The organism is Pantoea sp. X-Soil-ISGK-285 (genome assembly GCF_059730815.1).
Genome location: NZ_AP035938.1, coordinates 1,992,441 through 2,009,000, shown reverse-complemented (window position 1 = coordinate 2,009,000; position 16,560 = coordinate 1,992,441). Strand labels below are relative to the sequence as shown.

The window sequence follows — 16,560 nt, the reverse complement described above, 5'->3', positions numbered from 1 at the left end:
GGTAACCTCATTATGTTCTCACGTCTTATCCGTGGATGGGGTGATAAACCCGAGAAACAATACCCTGCGCTAACCGGCATGTTAAGAGTGTTTTTAAGCTGCCACCATGACGACTTTGGCAGTACCCTCGAAGAAATGCTCCAGAGCTATATTGATCATGACATGCCTGTTATTGAAGCGCGGAATGAAATAAACATCCTGCTTCAGAATGAGGATGACGATTTGAATGTCATTATGTCAGCGATTGCTGATGAAGAGTTTCGTCCGGCCCCCTGGGGAGAAACATGGCGCAGTTTTTTGATAAGAGCTATGTCTGCCCTCAACGGGCCACCGTCGCGGTGGCCCGACGCTTAACGTCACACGCCAATCATTCGCGCGAATTCAGCTGCGCCTTAATATCCTCACAGCTGCCGGTTTCACCCAGGCGCGGGAAGATCAGGTTCACGCTATTGTTGTGCGTATCCAGGTTGAGATCGGTCATCGCATCGGTCGCCAGCGTGACGTTGTAACCCAGCTCATACGCCTGTCGTGCGGTGGATTCCACGCCGATACTGGTCGCGATACCGCAAATCACTACCTGAGTAATGCCGCGCTTTTGCAGCTCATCGTGCAACGCCGTGGCGTGAAACGCACCCCAGGTTTTCTTGGTGACCGTAAGGTCATTCTGCTGTGGGGTCATCGCCGGAACCAGCGTGGCCCAGTCGGCGGGCAATTCGCCGCTGTGACGTGCCTGCTCATTGCGGCCCGGCGCCCCGCCGGCCACGTTAACCAGCACAACCGGCAGATCGTGCGCGCGAAACGCCTCAGCCAGTCCGGCACAGCGTTCGATCACCGGCTGCGGTTCATGAACCAGTGGCAGGGCCACAATGCCATGTTGCAGGTCGATAACAATCAGCGCAGTTTTTGCATCAAGTGTGGTTACAGCCATGTTGAATCCTCAGATTTAATAGTCAGTGAGTCGTTGCAGCAGAGGGAGAACGTCGGTCAGTTGCTGCTGTTCTGCCGGACTCAGTCGCGCTTCCAGCGTCCGGACCAGCCAGTCATCGCGCATCGCGCGACTCGACGTAATCACCGCCAGGCTGGACGTCGTGGGAAGATAGCGGGTTTTACGGCCATCATGGGGATCCGGCTCGCCCGTCACCAGTTCTGCCGCCAGTAACCCGGCGACGGTCGCGCCCATTGACTGGGTGCGTACGCCCTCGGCCGCCGCCAGTTGCGTCACCGTCATCGCTCCATCGCGAACCAGATGACCCAGCACCGCGACCTGAGACCAGGTCAATTCACCAGGCGGTGCTGACTCGCGCAACCGGCGGCCCAGCTTGCCCACCAGCATGCGCAGCATTGCAGCGGATTCAGTCAGATCGCTCATTACCCGTCTCCATCGATAAGCGAAAGTATAAAGATACGAAGGTAAACTGTGTAGTTTGCTCAGGTATCAATTTGTAACGTCCGGGCGCTGCAGATAGTGGATCAGACTATGGAAGCGCAGCGGCGTGCTGAGCGGGTTCCGGTAGCTGTGCAGCACGTCGGCCCTGAACTGGAATGCCTCCCCGGCGAGCAGACGTCGCCAGAGGTCACCGACGCCCAGCAATAGTTCGCCCTCGATTACCACCACCTGCTCCACACAGCCCGCTTCATGGGGCGAAGAATGACTCTGCGCGCCCGCTGCCAGTTCCACCGCCAGCAGATCAAAACGCAGTTGCGGATCGTAAGGCAGCAGCGACCGTACCGACATGTCGGCATTGGGCTGACTGAATCCAGGCGCGGCGCCTGAAGGCAGTACGCTGCCGTCGATAAAAAAGGAAAACGGAACGTTGAAACCGGTGGCAATCTTCCACAGCGTCGCCACGGTGGGACTCGATTCGCCGCGCTCAATCTGGCCCAGCATCGCTTTACTGACGCCGGTTCGCTCCGCCGTCAGCGTCAGGCTCCAGCCATTGGCCTGCCGCAACTGTCTGAGCGCGCTGCTCAGGTGTTGCTGAAAATCCGCCATTTTTTCTCCTGCTTTCTCGTCATCCTGGTGAGTGACGTTATGGCAATAGTGTAACACTTGTGCGTTATAGCGCATCATGCGACCATGTGCGCTATAACGCACAACCTCATAAAGAGTCTGACCATGACGAGAGCGGAACCTCCCCGTTTTACCCTGCCGATGCTGGTCTCCGGCTTCGTGGCTGTGCTGGTGGGATACAGCAGCAGCGGCGCAATTATCTATCAGATGTTTCAGGCGGCGGGCGCCACGCCCGCGCAGATTGGCGGCTGGCTGTCGGTTCTGGGCATCGCGCAGGGGATCGCCTCGCTGAGCCTGTCACTGCGCTACCGCATGCCGGTGCTGGCTGCCTGGTCAACGCCCGGCGCTGCGCTGCTGGCGACCAGTTTTCACGGCATTTCGCTGAATGAGGCGGTAGGCGTCTTTGTTTTCGCCAACCTGCTGATCGTATTGTGCGGCGTCACCGGCCTGTTTGCCCGGCTGATGAACTACATTCCTGCCTCGCTGGCAGCGGCGATGCTGGCAGGTATTCTGCTGCGCTTCGGGCTGCAGACCTTTGCCGATTTGCAAAGTAACTTTGTACTGTGCGGCAGCATGTGCCTGGCCTGGCTGCTGGCCCGCCGCTGGCTGGCCCGCTATGCAATTCTGGTCACGCTGCTGGTGGGTGTTGCCGTCGCGCTGGCACAGCACGCCATCCACTTGCCGCCGCAGCCGGTTAGGCTGGCGATGCCGGAAGTCGTGATGCCGCACTTTACGCTCACCACGCTACTGGGGATCGGCGTGCCCTATTTCCTGGTGACGATGGCATCTCAGAACGCCCCCGGCATCGCCACGCTACAGGCGCACGGTTACCGTCCGCCCGTCTCTTCACTGATGAGCTGGACCGGATTAATTGCGCTGCTGCTGTCGCCATTAGGGGGTTTTTCGGTCTGCGTGGCGGCGATTACGGCGGCCATCTGCATGAGCGATGAGGTCGACCCAAATCCTCAGCAACGCTGGCGCGCGGCGGCGCTGGCGGGGATCTTCTATCTGCTGGCGGGCGCGTCCGGTGCGCTGATCGCCGTGCTGTTCAGTGCCCTGCCTGCGGTGCTGATTGAGGCGCTGGCGGGTCTGGCACTCCTTGCCACACTGGGTGGCAGCCTCCAACGCGCACTGGATCTGCCTGCCGAACGCGACAGCGCGCTGATCACCTTTCTGATCACCGCATCCGGCGTTTCGCTGCTGGGCATTGGTCCGGCCTTCTGGGGACTGGCGGGCGGCGTCATCGCCCACCTGCTGCTGGTGCGCAAATCCGGCTGATTGCGTCATACTCTCTGAAATAGCGGTGGTTTTTCCGTCAGCCGGTGAAAAAAACAGTGGATTTACCCCCTTTTTCTGCCGTTTGATTTGTCATTGCCCCGCGTAAAATCAACCCAATCGTCGATAACACGCGATTTTCTGCCTCAGACAACGACCGATAAGGGCCCAACAGGTGGCAAAAACTTTTCTGCGCAGCGGTAATTTAGATGCAGTTCTGGCGTTAGGTGAAAATGGCCAGCCGGTCTACGCCTCAGCATTGCAAATTCGTGAAACCCTGCGCCTGCGCCGTCAGAGCGCACTGGCAGATTGCCTGGCCATTCCTCAGGCCAATGAACGGGGCGATCGCCTCGACTGGTATGCCCCTTTTAGCGGCCGGGTCAAATCCTGGCTGGGTGCCAGCGATCATGAACGTCGCGCGGCGCTGCAACAGCTCACCGCCTGTCAGCAGGATATGCAGGATCTCAGTACGCGCGCGCGCGCGGCAGAGAACCCATCAATGCGGCTGTTTGGTGCGCTGCTGAGCAAAACCCTGCAATTCCCCGACCAGCAGTATGTCTATCTGGTTGATGGCAAACCGGTCATCACCTTCTGGGGCTTTGTCGATGCACAGGCGCGTAGCCGCGATGACGCGCTGGCCTGCCTGCGTGACACGCTGGAAGAGAACCTGCCGGTGGCGCTGGTTGAACCGCTGCCTGAGCTGCCTGCCGCGCCGGTCATCGCTGAACCAGTGATGATCGCTGAGCCCGAACCTGAACCTGTGGCTGAACCGCTGCCGGTTGCAGCACCCGTTGAAGCTCAGCCGGCGACGCCTGTAGCGGCTCGCCGCCGTTTCCGCGTCTGGTATCTGTTACCGCCGGTGGCGATTGCTGCCGCCGTGACGGTGGCCGTGTTGCTGCATCGTTCAGAACCCGTAAAAACACCGGTTGCCACTGCTAAGCCAGCGTCAGCCCCGGCAACGGTATCCACTCCGGCCCCGGCTGCGACTCCGGCACCGGTTGCGGCGACACCGTCTGTCACACCACCTGCAGAGCGGGCAGCACCGGAAAAACTCCCCGAATCGCAGCCGCAGAAACCGGCCAACACCACCACCGATACCGCACCGGCAACCTCATCTGCTACCCTTGCCACAACGGTGACGGCGCTGGTTCCGGCCAAACCCGATGACCTGATCGTGACGCCGGATGCGGTGCGCGATGGCCAGGTAAGGGTGATTGATGGCCGCTGGCGTGTCACTATCGACCAGATGCCGACGCCAACCGGTAAGCCTCCGGTAATGCGCTTCCAGTTTAAAAATGGCAAAGGCAGCGTGCAGATCGCCCAGGGCAATACTACCTGTAAAGCGGACGTCAGCGCGGCCATGACCAGCGCCGGTAACCTGGTGATTGAGAGCCGCTACACGGCGAAGTGCCAGAACAATTCGCGCTACCGTATGCCGCTGCTGGTCTGCCATGCGAGTATCGGCGCCGCAGTGTGTGAAGCGCAGTATGCTGATGACCGGGTCTTCCCGATGACGATTAAGCGTGAGAGTAAATAACGATGCTGGCTCCCCTGATCGATGACAAACAAAAAATTTCGCTGATTGAAAACAGCGGCGTGCAGTTTCTGGATTTCGGCCTGCAACTCTCAGATACCCCGGCGCGCCGCCAGTTTGTGCGCCAGACCGCCAACGGCCCGCTGCTGCGCCTGAACGTCGATGGCAACAGCGGTAAGTTCCTGCTCTATCCGGAAGATGGCGGCGCTGCGGAAGTGGTGCGCCCGGAGTCTGATATCGCGCTGGCTGACTCGCTCTCTCTGCTGTCAGCCTGCTGGCTGCCGCTGCCGATGCTGCGCTGTGCCAGCGGACGTCGTTTTATCGGCGGTCCTGAAAACTGGGCGCGGATGCGTCTGGTTGCGCTGCCCGCGCCCGATGCAGCGGGCAATACCCATCGCGTCAGCCTGGCCTTTGATACCCGCTGCGTGGCGGAACAGGATGGCGGTGAACAGCTCGGCCTCAGCCCGGCTGATGCTCAGAACGGTGTGACTTTTGCGCTCGCCTGGCACAACTACGAGCTGGGTGATTTTCTTGACCTGACCTGGGTTGACGGCTGGCTGCGCGAATCCTTTACCGACCGCGTCTCCGATCGCCGCGAACAGGCGATTAATCAGGCGCTGCGCGAGTTTGAGTATCAGGCGCACTACCTCAATCTGCTGGAACTGCTGGGCGAACAGCTCGACCTCAGCGAGATCCATATTCAGGCCGCCACGCTGCAGACCCCGGCGGTCAATGTGGATATCATTCTGGATGTCGGTAACTCCCATACCTGCGGCATTCTGGTCGAAGATCACCCGGAAGAGAGCAACGGCCTGAAGCAGACCTATGAGCTGCAGCTGCGCGATCTGTCGCAGCCGCATCAGGTTTACAACGAGCTGTTTGATAGCCGTCTGGAGTTTGCCGAGACCCGTTTTGGCAAAGCGAACTTCTCGCTGGAGAGCGGTCGTGAGCAGGCCTTTATGTGGCCTTCTCTGACCCGCGTCGGCCGTGAAGCGAGCCGCCTGGCCCTGCAGCGTGTGGGACTGGAAGGCAGCACCGGCCTCTCCAGCCCGCGTCGTTATCTGTGGGATGAGGCGCGCTATCAGCCAGGCTGGCGTTTTAACACGCCCGGCGAACAGACTGAACCGCTGGCCTATGCCGCGCCCTTTACCAACCTGCTCAACGACGAAGGCCAGCCGCTCTCGACGCTGGCACCCGACGATCGTCTGCCGGTCTTTTCTCCGCACTACAGCCGCAGTTCGCTGATGACCTTTATGCTGTGTGAGCTGCTGGCTCAGGCGCTGATGCAGATGAACAGCGCGGCACAGCGTCAGCGGATGCCGCAGAGCCACGCGCCGCGTCAGCTGCGCCATGTGATCCTGACGCTGCCGTCAGCGATGCCGAAGCCGGAGCGTGAAATTTTCCGCCGCCGGATGCAGGAGGCGCTGGCGCTGGTCTGGAAAGCGGAAGGCTGGCTGGCTGACGAAGATGACCTTTCACCAGCACTGCCACGTCAGAACCCGAAACCGCTGCCGGATGTGCAGATGGAGTGGGATGAAGCGACCTGTGGTCAGATGGTCTGGCTGTTTAATGAAACCCAGGTCAACTTTGCCGGTCGCGCCGAAGACTTTTTCAGCAGCATGGCCCGTCCGGATCGCCCGCGCGATGCTGACGAACTGCCAGGCAAGAGCCTGCGCATCGCCTCGATTGATATCGGCGGCGGCACTACTGACCTCGCCATCACCCAGTATCGTCTGGATGATGGTCAGGGCAACAACGTCAAAATCACGCCGCGACTGCTGTTCCGCGAAGGCTTTAAAGTCGCGGGCGACGATATCCTGCTGGATGTGATTCAGCTGTGGATTTTACCGGCGCTGCAGCAGCATCTGCAGAAAGCGGGCCTGACGCTGGCGGAACCGCTGATGAACAAGCTGTTTGGTCACGACAGCCGCATGGACGGTCAGGCCACGCTGCGTCAGCAGATCACCTTACAACTGTTTATTCCGCTGGCGCAGGCGGTACTGGAACGCTACGAAAACTGGGATCCGCTGGAGAGCCACGCGGAGATCAACGCACTGTTTGGCGAGCTGGTCGATCAGCCGCCGGGCGAAGCGGTACTGGCCTTCGTCAACGGCGAGATTCAGCGCGAGCTGGGCGGTAACAGCCGCTTTGACCTGCTGCAGGTACCGCTGGTGGTGAGCCTGTCACAGCTGCACGGTGAATTTATGCAGCACCGGATGGCGATTATCCCGGCGCTGCGTTCAATGTGTGAAGTGGTGTCGCTCTATCAGTGTGACGTGCTGCTGCTGACCGGTCGCCCGTCGCGCTTCCCGGGCATTCAGGCGCTGGTGCGTCATCTGCAACCGCTGCCGGGCAGCCGTATACTGTCGCTGGAAGGCTATCACACCAGCGACTGGTATCCGTTTAACAAACATGGCCGCATCGACAACCCGAAATCGACCGCGGCGGTCGGCGCGATGCTCTGCCTGCTGGCGCTGGATCTGCGCCTCAGCAGCTTCTGGTTCCGCGCAGGCGATTTTGAACCCTACTCGACGATTCGCTATCTTGGCATGCTCGACGAAAACCAGGCGCTGACGGACGAGAACCTCTGCTACAGCGAAATTGACCTCGACGATCCCGGCTATGTGCTGGATAAAAAGCGCAGTTTCCGTATTCGCGGCAACGTCTGTCTCGGCTTCCGCCAGCTTGATAACGATCGCTGGCCCGCCTCGCCGCTCTATAGCCTGACGCTGAACGACGCCACCCTGGCGCGTAAAGTGGCCGGTGAGAGCGTGCTGCGCATCCGGCTGGCGGTAAAAGCCGGACCCGACGCGTCCGGCCCGGAAAGTCTGGTGCTGAGCGATGCCCGCCTGGATGATGGCACCCGTGTGCCGCTGGAGCAGTTGAGTCTTAAGCTGAATACCCTGTCGGCAACCGGCAATGCCAATGCGCAATACTGGATTGACAGCGGGAGCGTGTGTAAACGATGAAAGCCCTGAAACCCCGTCAGCCGCAAACGCTGGCAAAACGTCTTGGCCTGTTGCAGGACGCCCTGAATAACAGTCTGGCCTGGATTGAGAGCAGCCGTGAGCAGTCGCCGCGTCTGGCGCTGGAAGCAGAAACCCTGACGCTGCAACTGCGCCAGGCGCGCGTGCAGACTCAGGCGCTGGCGCAACAGGTGGCGCGTCCGGTGACGCTGGCGCTGTTTGGCCAGTCGCAGGCGGGTAAAGCCTGGCTGCTGAACGAAATGGTGGCCGACGCACAGGGCCAGTTAGTGACCCGCATGGGCGATAAACTGCTGAACTGGTTTCAGCATATCAATCCCGGCAACCTCGATTTTGCTACCGCCACCCGTTTCAGCCATCAGCGCGAGCCGCTCTCAAACGAGTGGCCGGTTGAACTGACGCTGCTGAGTGAAGCGGAGATCGTACGGCTGATGATCGCCTGTGCCGGCGCGACAACGCCCGACACCGCACAGATCGACAGCGCACTGCAGCGCCTGCAGCGTCATCGCCTCGCCACGCCGCTGGCGGGTCTGGAAGGCGATGCGCTGGTAACACTCTGGTCCTGGTGCCGTCGCCGTGCGCACCACGATGCGCGGCTTGATCGTCATTTCTGGCCGCAGGCGGTTGAGCTGGCGCCCTGGCTCAGCGTTGACGACCGGGTACAGCTTTTTTCACTGCTGTGGCCGGGTCAGCCTGAACTGAATGAGATGCTGCGCACCCTGCTGCATCTGCGTCACCAGCTGCGTAACAGCAGCCGGGTGCTCGCCCCGCTGAGCCTGCTGACCGATACATCACTGCTGCCGGCCGAGCAGCTGATTGTTCCGGCCAGTGAGCAGGATCAACAGCAGCTGGTGGAAGTCTGCCCGCTGAATGGTAACCGCATCGGTAAGGCGCAGAACGTGCCGCTGGGATTACTGGCGCTGCTGACGCTGGAAGTGCTGGTCCCGCTGAGTTCCACACCGCGAACCGCACTCTATGATGATGCTGATATGCTGGAACTGCCCGCGCCAGGCCAGTCCGGTGACGCGGCAATCCAGGAAGATCGTCTGCGCCTGCAGCAGCAGGATCCGCTGCGTGCCCAACTGCTGGAACAGAAACGTGCCCTGCTGCCCGGTTTTTACGCCGCGCGTCAGGCAATTGATCTGCTGCTGGTCTGTACCGCAGCCAGCCAGCGTCAGGATGCCGACCTCGCCAGCGAAACGCTGCGCGAATGGCAGCGTCAGCAGCCCGCACAGGAATCCGCAGAGAAACCGCGTCTGATCTGGGCGATTACCCCTTTCGATGCCCGCCATCAGCAGGTCAATGTAGATGAAGCGGTGCAGCGTCAGATGGGACAGCCCGGTCAGCACTGGGGATCGATGCTGGCACTGGATCGCGCGGGCGTCGACCGCATGGCGAGCTGGTTGCAGGATGAGATGCAGCCGGAAGCGCGCCGCGACATGCTGCTGGCTCAGCTGGCGCAGATTCAGCACACTGTGGTGGAGCGGCGTTTATTGCCCTGGACCGAAGCGGGTGCCAGCCCGGAACAGGCGGCACGCAAACAGAATATCGCCGATACGCTACTGAAGTGTTTACAGCATCGGACCGGCCTGCATGGCGAGCTGCTGGAACGCCTGCAGCCGCCGCGTGAGGCGCTGCGTCAGCTGTGGCTCAATCAGTCGGCCTTGCAAGGCAGCAAACCGGCCAGTATTCAGGCCCCGGAAAATCAGTTTGGCATCGGGTTTGAATTTGATCTGTTCAGTGAGAGCCCGGCTGAAGCGCCGGTTCAGCCGCGTCAGAGTCTGCAGAGCGCGCAGCAGTATCCGCGTCAGGTGCTGCTGCTGTGGCTGGATCATCTGCGTCAGCTGCCGGAAAACCGCAGCCTGCTGGCGTTGCTGAACGTGGATAAGCCAACGATGGAGTGGCTGGTTGAGGAGCTGATCACGGCCGGATTCCGCACCGATATCGCGCAAAAGCTGCAGCTGGCGCTGCATGAGCCCGATACGCAGAGCGTCAGCCATGAATCACGCGCGGATCGTCAGGTGACGCGGGCGATGACGGTGCTGGGGGATTTTGTGGCCTGGCTCGGCTTTTTACAGCGTCCTGAAAATGAACGCCCTGCCAGCCGCGTTAACCGGGGTCAGGTGATTTTCTCGCGGCCTCCTGCTCCCAGCGTCAGCTTCAGTTCCGGCCAGCGTCTGACCAGACTCTCTGCCGCCCCGGCCAACCACACGGCCTACTATATCTACGACTGGCTGGTGGGGCTGAACCAGGTCATCATTGAGAATAATGGTTACACCGGCGGCGGCGATCTGCCGCTGGCAGCCCGCGAAGCGCTGGTTGCGCTGCTCAAGCCGCTACGCGCTTAATCAATGATCAGGCGCAGTTCGCCCTCCAGCGACTGCGCCGCCTCTTCCAGCAGCGCCAGCACCGGCGCTAAATCGGCCTGATGCGCGGCATAGTGCTGCAACCACATTGTCGCAGGCAGCGCCATCCCGCCCGTCAGCCAGTCCCATAACGCATCCAGATTATGTCCGAAGGTCTGCGGACAGCCGCTCTGCTCAGCAAACTGCTGATAAAACGCCGCACGCGTGGTGAGCTGACGCAGGTCAAAGGTCAGATTAAGCATGATCAGGGCACCTGCCTGAAACTGCGGTAGTGATCGGTGGAGAGAAACACCAGCCCGTCAGAGGAGTAAACCAGGCGATCGGCGTCGCGATGCCCGCAGCGATAATTCACATCCGCTTCATACCACTGACGGCCCGCACGCGCGGGCAGACGCTTCTCACGGTTCGTAAAGCGATCGCCGCCAATGGCTCTGCCTGGCAACACGTCACACAGGTTGCCTTTGGCCGGATTCCAGCCACGCTTGCGCGCGTCGTTTTTGGTGAGGTAGTAGTCCGGCAGTTGCTGATGCTGCAGCACCCAGCGCGCCACGGTATGGGCGTCAGTCAGGGTGGCGATATCCGCCTGGGCAGGGGCTGAAACGGAATTCAGATAGGGTTTAAGGCCGTAGAAACAGGCCGCGAGGACGAGAAAAAGTCCAATCCAGAGTTTTTTTGACATGATGGCATCCGTGACGACAGGACGCAGATGATACCAGTTTTGCGCGCAGAGAAAAGCGCGGGCCAGACAAGCTGGCCCTGGCGAGGTTATGCTGCGTGCGAATCCCCGCTGTGCCGACGCCATGCACCCGGCGCGACGCCATACTGGCGTTTGAAGCTGCGGTTAAAGGATTGCTGGGAGTCGAAACCTAACGAGATCGCCACATTGAGAATCGGTTCATCAGTGCTGGTCAGGCGGTCGGCTGATTTCTTCAGCTTCTTAACCCGGATGTATTCACCCAGTGGATAACCGGTGTGCTCTTTAAACATGCGCTGCAGGTGCCATTTGGAGTAGCCCGCGCGCTCTGAAACGGTATCCAGATCCAGACGTGCTTCGATGTTGTTATCAATCCAGTCGATTAAATCGTGAATAAAAGCATCACTCATCATTCCAGTCTCTCCTGTCGCCGTGGCGAAAAGTATTAGTATCAGTTGCAGTTACAATTAAGGGTGGCTGACTATGCCATTTAATGCAAGTTTTATTAGTACATTAAATGCCGCACTATTTGTGGGGTTTTAGCTAAGTTGTTCAGGCTTTCATCGCCCTGCCCTAAACCGCACATAAAGTGTATCTGTTATTCTTGCAGTTGCCAGCCACGCAAGCCTACACTCACCGCGATTAATTGCAATCTTAAAAGTTGCAAATATTGGCCTGCAGGCCGCCTGTTTATATCTATCGCGGAATAACAACAATGATTACGAACCGGGTTCGTCAGGGTTTAACCCTCTTAGGGATGGTACTGCTCATCACGCAACTGAGCGGCTGCGATAAAGGTGTGGCGCAAAACGCCGCTCCCCCGCCGCCTGAAGTGAGTGCCGCACCCGTGCTGATCAAACCGGTCAGTCAATGGGACAATTTCAATGGCCGGGTTGAAGCGGTGCAGAGCGTGCAGTTGCGTCCGCGCGTTTCTGGCTACATTGATGCCGTTAACTATCGTGAAGGTGATGAGGTCAGAAAAGGTCAGGTACTGTTTACCATTGATGACCGGAGTTACCGCGCGGCGCTGGAGCAGGCCAAAGCGGAACTGGCCCGGGCGCGCAGTCAGGCGAGTCTGGCCCGCAGCGAATCGGGCCGCAGCGAGAAGCTGATCGGCACGCAGGCGATTTCCCGCGAAGCGTGGGAGCAGCGTCGTTCTGCCGCCAGTCAGGCGCAGGCGGATGTGCTGGCCGCAGAGGCCGCGGTCGATATGGCGCAGCTGAACCTCGACTTCACCCGCGTTACCGCGCCGATTGATGGCCGCGCCAGCCGGGCGATGATCACCGCCGGTAACCTGGTGACCGCCGGCGACAGCGCCAGTGTGTTAACCACGCTGGTGTCGCAGCAGCAGATGTATGTCTATTTCGATGTCGATGAGAACACCTTCCTTAACTATCAGGCGATGGCGCGTCAGGGCCAGCAGCGCCATGCGCTGCCGGTTGAGATTGCGCTGGTCGGCGAACAGGGTTTCCCGCACCAGGGCAAAATTGACTTTCTGGATAACCAGCTGACCGCCAGCACCGGCACCATTCGTATGCGCGCCCTGCTCGACAATCAACAGCGTCAGTTTACGCCTGGCCTGTTTGCCCGCGTGCGTCTGCCCGGCAGCGCGCAGTTCGAGGCGGTGCTGATCGATGATAAAGCGGTATTGACCGACCAGGATCGCAAATATGTCTACGTGGTGGATGGCGAAGGTAAAGCGCAGCGGCGCGATATCCAGCCTGGCGCGATGGTGGATGGTTTGCGCATCGTTAAATCGGGTCTGCAATCCGGCGACAAGGTCATCATCGCCGGTCTGCAAAAAGTATTTATGCCCGGCATGCCGGTCACTGCTCAGCCGGTCGCCATGCGTGCGGCAGCCGCTCAATAACCCGAGGCCGCTATGGACTTTTCCCGTTTTTTTATCGACCGGCCCATTTTTGCTGCGGTGCTGTCGATCCTGATTTTTGTGACCGGGGTGATTGCCATCCCGCTGCTGCCAGTCAGTGAATATCCCGACGTGGTGCCACCCAGCGTACAGGTGCGCGCCGAGTATCCAGGCGCTAACCCGAAAGTGATTGCGGATTCCGTGGCGACGCCGCTGGAAGAGGCAATCAACGGCGTCGAAAACATGATGTACATGAAGTCAGTAGCCGGTTCTGACGGCGTGCTGGTGACCACCGTCACCTTCCGTCCAGGCACCGATCCTGATCAGGCGCAGGTACAGGTGCAGAACCGCGTAGCGCAGGCGGAAGCCCGTCTGCCGGAAGATGTGCGTCGGCTGGGGATCACCACCCAGAAGATGTCGCCGACCCTGACGCTGGTCGTCCACATGTTCTCACCGAACAATACCTACGATTCGCTCTACCTGCGTAACTACGCCACCCTCAAGGTGAAAGATGAGCTCGCCCGGCTGCCGGGTGTCGGTCAGATTCAGATTTTCGGCGCAGGCGAGTATGCGATGCGCGTCTGGCTTGATCCTAATAAAGTGGCGGCGCGTGGTCTGACCGCCTCTGACGTGGTAACGGCGATGCAGGAGCAGAACGTGCAGGTCTCTGCCGGTCAGCTGGGTGCCGAGCCGCTGAAAAAACAGAGCGATTTTCTGCTGTCAATCAACACCCAGGGACGACTGGAGAGCGAGCAACAGTTTGGCGATATCATCCTGAAAACCTCGGAAGATGGTTCGCTGGTGCGGCTGCGCGATGTGGCGCGGATTGAGATGGGCTCGGGCAGCTATGCCCTGCGCTCGCAGCTGAATAACAAAGATGCGGTCGGTATCGGCATCTTCCAGGCACCTGGCGCCAACGCCATCGACCTCTCCAATGCGGTTCGCGCCAAAATGGATGAGCTGGCGACCCGCTTTCCCAACGACGTGAAATGGGCCGCGCCTTACGATCCGACGGTGTTTGTCCGCGACTCGATTAAAGCCGTGGTGCAGACCCTGCTGGAAGCGGTCATTCTGGTCGTGCTGGTGGTGATTCTGTTCCTCCAGACCTGGCGTGCCTCGATCATTCCCCTGCTGGCGGTGCCGGTTTCGATAGTCGGTACCTTTAGCGTGCTCTATCTGCTTGGCTTCTCGCTGAATACGCTTAGCCTGTTCGGGCTGGTGCTGGCGATTGGTATCGTGGTGGATGACGCCATCGTGGTGGTGGAGAACGTCGAACGTAACATTGAGATGGGGCTGTCGCCGCGCGCCGCTGCACATCAGGCGATGCGTGAGGTCTCCGGGCCGATCATCGCCATTGCGCTGGTGCTATGCGCGGTGTTTGTGCCGATGGCGTTTCTCTCTGGCGTCACCGGGCAGTTCTACAAGCAGTTCGCCACTACCATCGCCATCTCTACAGTGATCTCTGCCATTAACTCGCTGACGCTCTCGCCTGCGCTGGCGGCGATGCTGCTGAAAGATCATCACGCGCCGAAAGACCGGCTGACGCGGATCATTGATGCGCTGTTTGGCTGGCTGTTCCGGCCGTTTAACCGCTTCTTCCAGCGCAGTGCCCATGGTTATGAATCGCTGGTGGGCCGTACGCTGCGTCGCCGTGGCGCCGTGTTTGGCGTCTATATTCTGCTGCTGGCGGGTGCCGGATTTATGTTCCACACCGTGCCGGGTGGATTTATTCCGACGCAGGATAAGCTCTACCTGATTGGTGGCGTGAAGATGCCGGAAGGTTCCTCTCTGGCGCGCACGGATGCTGTGATTCGTAAGATGAGCGAAATCGGTATGCAGACCGAAGGCGTCGCCTATGCGGTCGCGTTCCCTGGCCTGAATGCATTGCAGTTCACCAATACGCCGAACAGCGGCACGGTGTTCTTCGGTCTGAAGCCGTTTAATGAGCGCAAACATACGGCGGCGGAGATCAACACTGAGATCAATGCGAAGATCGCTCAAATCCAGCAGGGCTTTGGCTTCTCGATTATGCCACCGCCGATTCTGGGGCTGGGCCAGGGCTCGGGCTATTCGCTCTATGTGCAGGACCGCGCGGGTCTGGGTTATGGCGCACTGCAGACGGCGATTAATACGCTGTCGGGCAGCATCATGCAGACGCCAGGGATGCACTTCCCCATCTCCTCTTATCAGGCCAACGTTCCGCAGCTTGATGTGAAGGTAGACCGGGATAAAGCCAAAGCGCAGGGAGTATCGCTGACCGCGCTGTTCAGCACGCTCCAGACCTATCTTGGCTCGTCTTATGTGAATGACTTTAACCGCTTTGGCCGCACCTGGCGGGTGATGGCGCAGGCTGACGGGGATTTCCGCGACAGCATCGAAGATATCGCTAACCTGCGAACCCGAAACGATCGTGGTGAGATGGTGCCGATTGGCAGCATGGTCAACATTACCACCACCTACGGTCCCGACCCGGTGATCCGCTATAACGGCTATCCGGCGGCGGATTTGATTGGTGATGCCGACCCACGCGTACTCTCCTCGGCGCAGGCGATGAGTCAGCTCGAAGCGATGTCCGGTCAGCTATTGCCAAACGGCATGAACATCGAGTGGACCGATCTGAGTTATCAGCAGTCAACGCAGGGCAATACCGCGCTGATTGTCTTCCCGATGGCCGTGTTGCTGGCGTTCCTGGTGCTGGCCGCGCTGTATGAGAGCTGGACGCTGCCGCTGGCGGTGATCCTGATTGTGCCGATGACCATGCTCTCTGCGCTGTTTGGCGTCTGGCTGACTGGCGGTGACAACAACGTCTTCGTGCAGGTCGGACTGGTGGTGCTGATGGGGCTGGCCTGTAAGAACGCGATTCTGATCGTCGAGTTTGCGCGGGAGCTGGAGATTCAGGGCAAAGGGATTGTGGAAGCGGCGCTGGAAGCGTGTCGCCTGCGTCTGCGTCCGATTGTGATGACCTCCATCGCCTTTATCGCCGGTACAATACCGTTGATTCTGGGTGAAGGCGCGGGTGCAGAGGTCCGCGGCGTTACGGGTATTACGGTCTTCTCCGGCATGCTCGGCGTGACGCTGTTCGGCCTGTTCCTGACGCCGGTGTTCTATGTGGCCCTGCGCAAGCTGGTGACGCGCCGGTCAGGTAGTGCATCGTCCGTGACGGCGTAAACCGTAAAAGTTAAAAGGGGCGACCATATGATCGCCCCTTTCTTTGCCTCTGATTCACTGATTTCAGCAGACCCCACCTTGCAGGTTAGCGCCTCTTCAATCTTTCATTCAGCGTTTCTCTGAATCATTATTCATCTTTGATCTTCAGCGTTCTGCTTATCTGGATATCAGGAATGAATTTTCCAAATAATAAATTGATTAATAAGATAAAATTTAAAATTCATACCACATACATCGGTACTCTTCAGTGAAAGCGAACCTGGTCCTGACACGTCTTACGCTCCCTCTCCTCATCTGCTATTCACTAAGCCAAAACTCCACTCACAGTCATTAACCGTATGACCCGTTAATCCTTTAAGTTAAAGTCTGGCACTTAAATGACTTTTTATCTTTTCCAAAAAAGTCCGTACTGTTTCTCCCCAGGGTTCAGGATAGAACTCTCCCTGACTGATGGATTCAAACGCCTCTGTAAGTGCTTGATCATTTAAGGACAGTAAATACTCTGCTTCCTGACAGACCTTTGCTGCTGTTTTTGGGTTCTCAGTTTCTAAATAACTGTCCAGTACTTCTTCTACCGTTTCCCCAAAAAGATCATAATCCTGACCAAAAAAAACCCGAATAAGCGTTCCAGTATTTTTATAACTTTTATTCATTGATAGCC

At 59.0% G+C, this 16,560-nt stretch carries 14 protein-coding genes; 7 read left to right on the top strand and 7 right to left on the bottom strand.

What is annotated here, in order from left to right; translation table 11 throughout:
- The first annotated feature begins 12 nt into the window (after positions 1 to 12).
- Positions 13 to 354, top strand: a complete 342-nt coding sequence (locus AC6I8B_RS09610; RefSeq protein ID WP_033779224.1) for a contact-dependent growth inhibition system immunity protein — start codon at positions 13 to 15, stop codon at positions 352 to 354.
- A gap of 13 nt (positions 355 to 367) precedes the next feature.
- Here AC6I8B_RS09610 and AC6I8B_RS09605 read toward each other — a convergent pair whose 3' ends face one another.
- The 3 genes from AC6I8B_RS09605 to AC6I8B_RS09595 all read right to left on the bottom strand — a co-directional run bounded on the left by AC6I8B_RS09605 (position 368) and on the right by AC6I8B_RS09595 (position 1,993).
- Positions 368 to 928, bottom strand: a complete 561-nt coding sequence (locus AC6I8B_RS09605; RefSeq protein ID WP_033787919.1) for an isochorismatase family protein — start codon at positions 926 to 928, stop codon at positions 368 to 370.
- A 15-nt stretch (positions 929 to 943) separates the two neighbouring features.
- Positions 944 to 1,369, bottom strand: a complete 426-nt coding sequence (locus AC6I8B_RS09600) for a MarR family winged helix-turn-helix transcriptional regulator (protein WP_010245273.1) — start codon at positions 1,367 to 1,369, stop codon at positions 944 to 946.
- Between the two features lie 66 nt (positions 1,370 to 1,435).
- A complete protein-coding gene (locus AC6I8B_RS09595) occupies positions 1,436 to 1,993 on the bottom strand; it encodes a helix-turn-helix domain-containing protein (RefSeq protein WP_060680161.1) in 558 nt (185 codons plus the stop codon).
- Between the two features lie 123 nt (positions 1,994 to 2,116).
- On the opposite strand from AC6I8B_RS09595, the gene AC6I8B_RS09590 reads away from it, so the two are divergent.
- The 4 genes from AC6I8B_RS09590 (at position 2,117) to AC6I8B_RS09575 (ending at position 10,152) form a co-directional block, all read left to right on the top strand.
- Positions 2,117 to 3,289: a benzoate/H(+) symporter BenE family transporter gene (locus AC6I8B_RS09590; RefSeq protein ID WP_232526426.1), complete on the top strand. Its 1,173-nt coding sequence runs from the start codon at positions 2,117 to 2,119 to the stop codon at positions 3,287 to 3,289.
- Positions 3,290 to 3,461: 172 nt separating this feature from the next.
- On the top strand, positions 3,462 to 4,823 hold the full coding sequence (locus tag AC6I8B_RS09585) for an SrfA family protein (RefSeq protein ID WP_332837836.1): 1,362 nt from the start codon (positions 3,462 to 3,464) through the stop codon (positions 4,821 to 4,823).
- A gap of 2 nt (positions 4,824 to 4,825) precedes the next feature.
- On the top strand, positions 4,826 to 7,789 hold the full coding sequence (locus AC6I8B_RS09580; protein WP_157352073.1) for a virulence factor SrfB: 2,964 nt from the start codon (positions 4,826 to 4,828) through the stop codon (positions 7,787 to 7,789).
- Positions 7,786 to 10,152, top strand: a complete 2,367-nt coding sequence (locus AC6I8B_RS09575) for a virulence factor SrfC family protein (protein WP_157352069.1) — start codon at positions 7,786 to 7,788, stop codon at positions 10,150 to 10,152. The genes AC6I8B_RS09580 and AC6I8B_RS09575 overlap by 4 nt, the downstream gene beginning before the upstream one ends.
- On the opposite strand, the gene AC6I8B_RS09570 is transcribed toward AC6I8B_RS09575, so the two are convergent.
- From AC6I8B_RS09570 to AC6I8B_RS09560, 3 genes are all read right to left on the bottom strand, one after another.
- Positions 10,149 to 10,412, bottom strand: a complete 264-nt coding sequence (locus AC6I8B_RS09570; RefSeq protein WP_010670099.1) for a barstar family protein — start codon at positions 10,410 to 10,412, stop codon at positions 10,149 to 10,151. The genes AC6I8B_RS09575 and AC6I8B_RS09570 overlap by 4 nt on opposite strands.
- Positions 10,413 to 10,414: 2 nt before the next feature.
- Positions 10,415 to 10,849, bottom strand: coding sequence for a ribonuclease domain-containing protein (locus tag AC6I8B_RS09565; RefSeq protein WP_010670098.1), 435 nt, complete (start codon positions 10,847 to 10,849; stop codon positions 10,415 to 10,417).
- Positions 10,850 to 10,935: 86 nt separating this feature from the next.
- Positions 10,936 to 11,277: a helix-turn-helix domain-containing protein gene (locus AC6I8B_RS09560; RefSeq protein ID WP_009090299.1), complete on the bottom strand. Its 342-nt coding sequence runs from the start codon at positions 11,275 to 11,277 to the stop codon at positions 10,936 to 10,938.
- Positions 11,278 to 11,579: 302 nt separating this feature from the next.
- On the opposite strand from AC6I8B_RS09560, the gene AC6I8B_RS09555 reads away from it, so the two are divergent.
- On the top strand, positions 11,580 to 12,734 hold the full coding sequence (locus tag AC6I8B_RS09555; RefSeq protein WP_010245312.1) for an efflux RND transporter periplasmic adaptor subunit: 1,155 nt from the start codon (positions 11,580 to 11,582) through the stop codon (positions 12,732 to 12,734).
- 12 nt (positions 12,735 to 12,746) lie between these two features.
- Positions 12,747 to 15,899, top strand: a complete 3,153-nt coding sequence (gene oqxB, locus AC6I8B_RS09550; protein WP_497817727.1) for a multidrug efflux RND transporter permease subunit OqxB — start codon at positions 12,747 to 12,749, stop codon at positions 15,897 to 15,899.
- Positions 15,900 to 16,258: 359 nt separating this feature from the next.
- Here the strand turns inward: oqxB and AC6I8B_RS09545 are convergent, their stop codons facing one another.
- The gene (locus AC6I8B_RS09545; RefSeq protein ID WP_010670096.1) at positions 16,259 to 16,552 is read right to left on the bottom strand and encodes a contact-dependent growth inhibition system immunity protein; all 294 of its coding nucleotides are present in this window, start codon (positions 16,550 to 16,552) and stop codon (positions 16,259 to 16,261) included.
- Between the last annotated feature and the right edge of the window lie 8 nt (positions 16,553 to 16,560).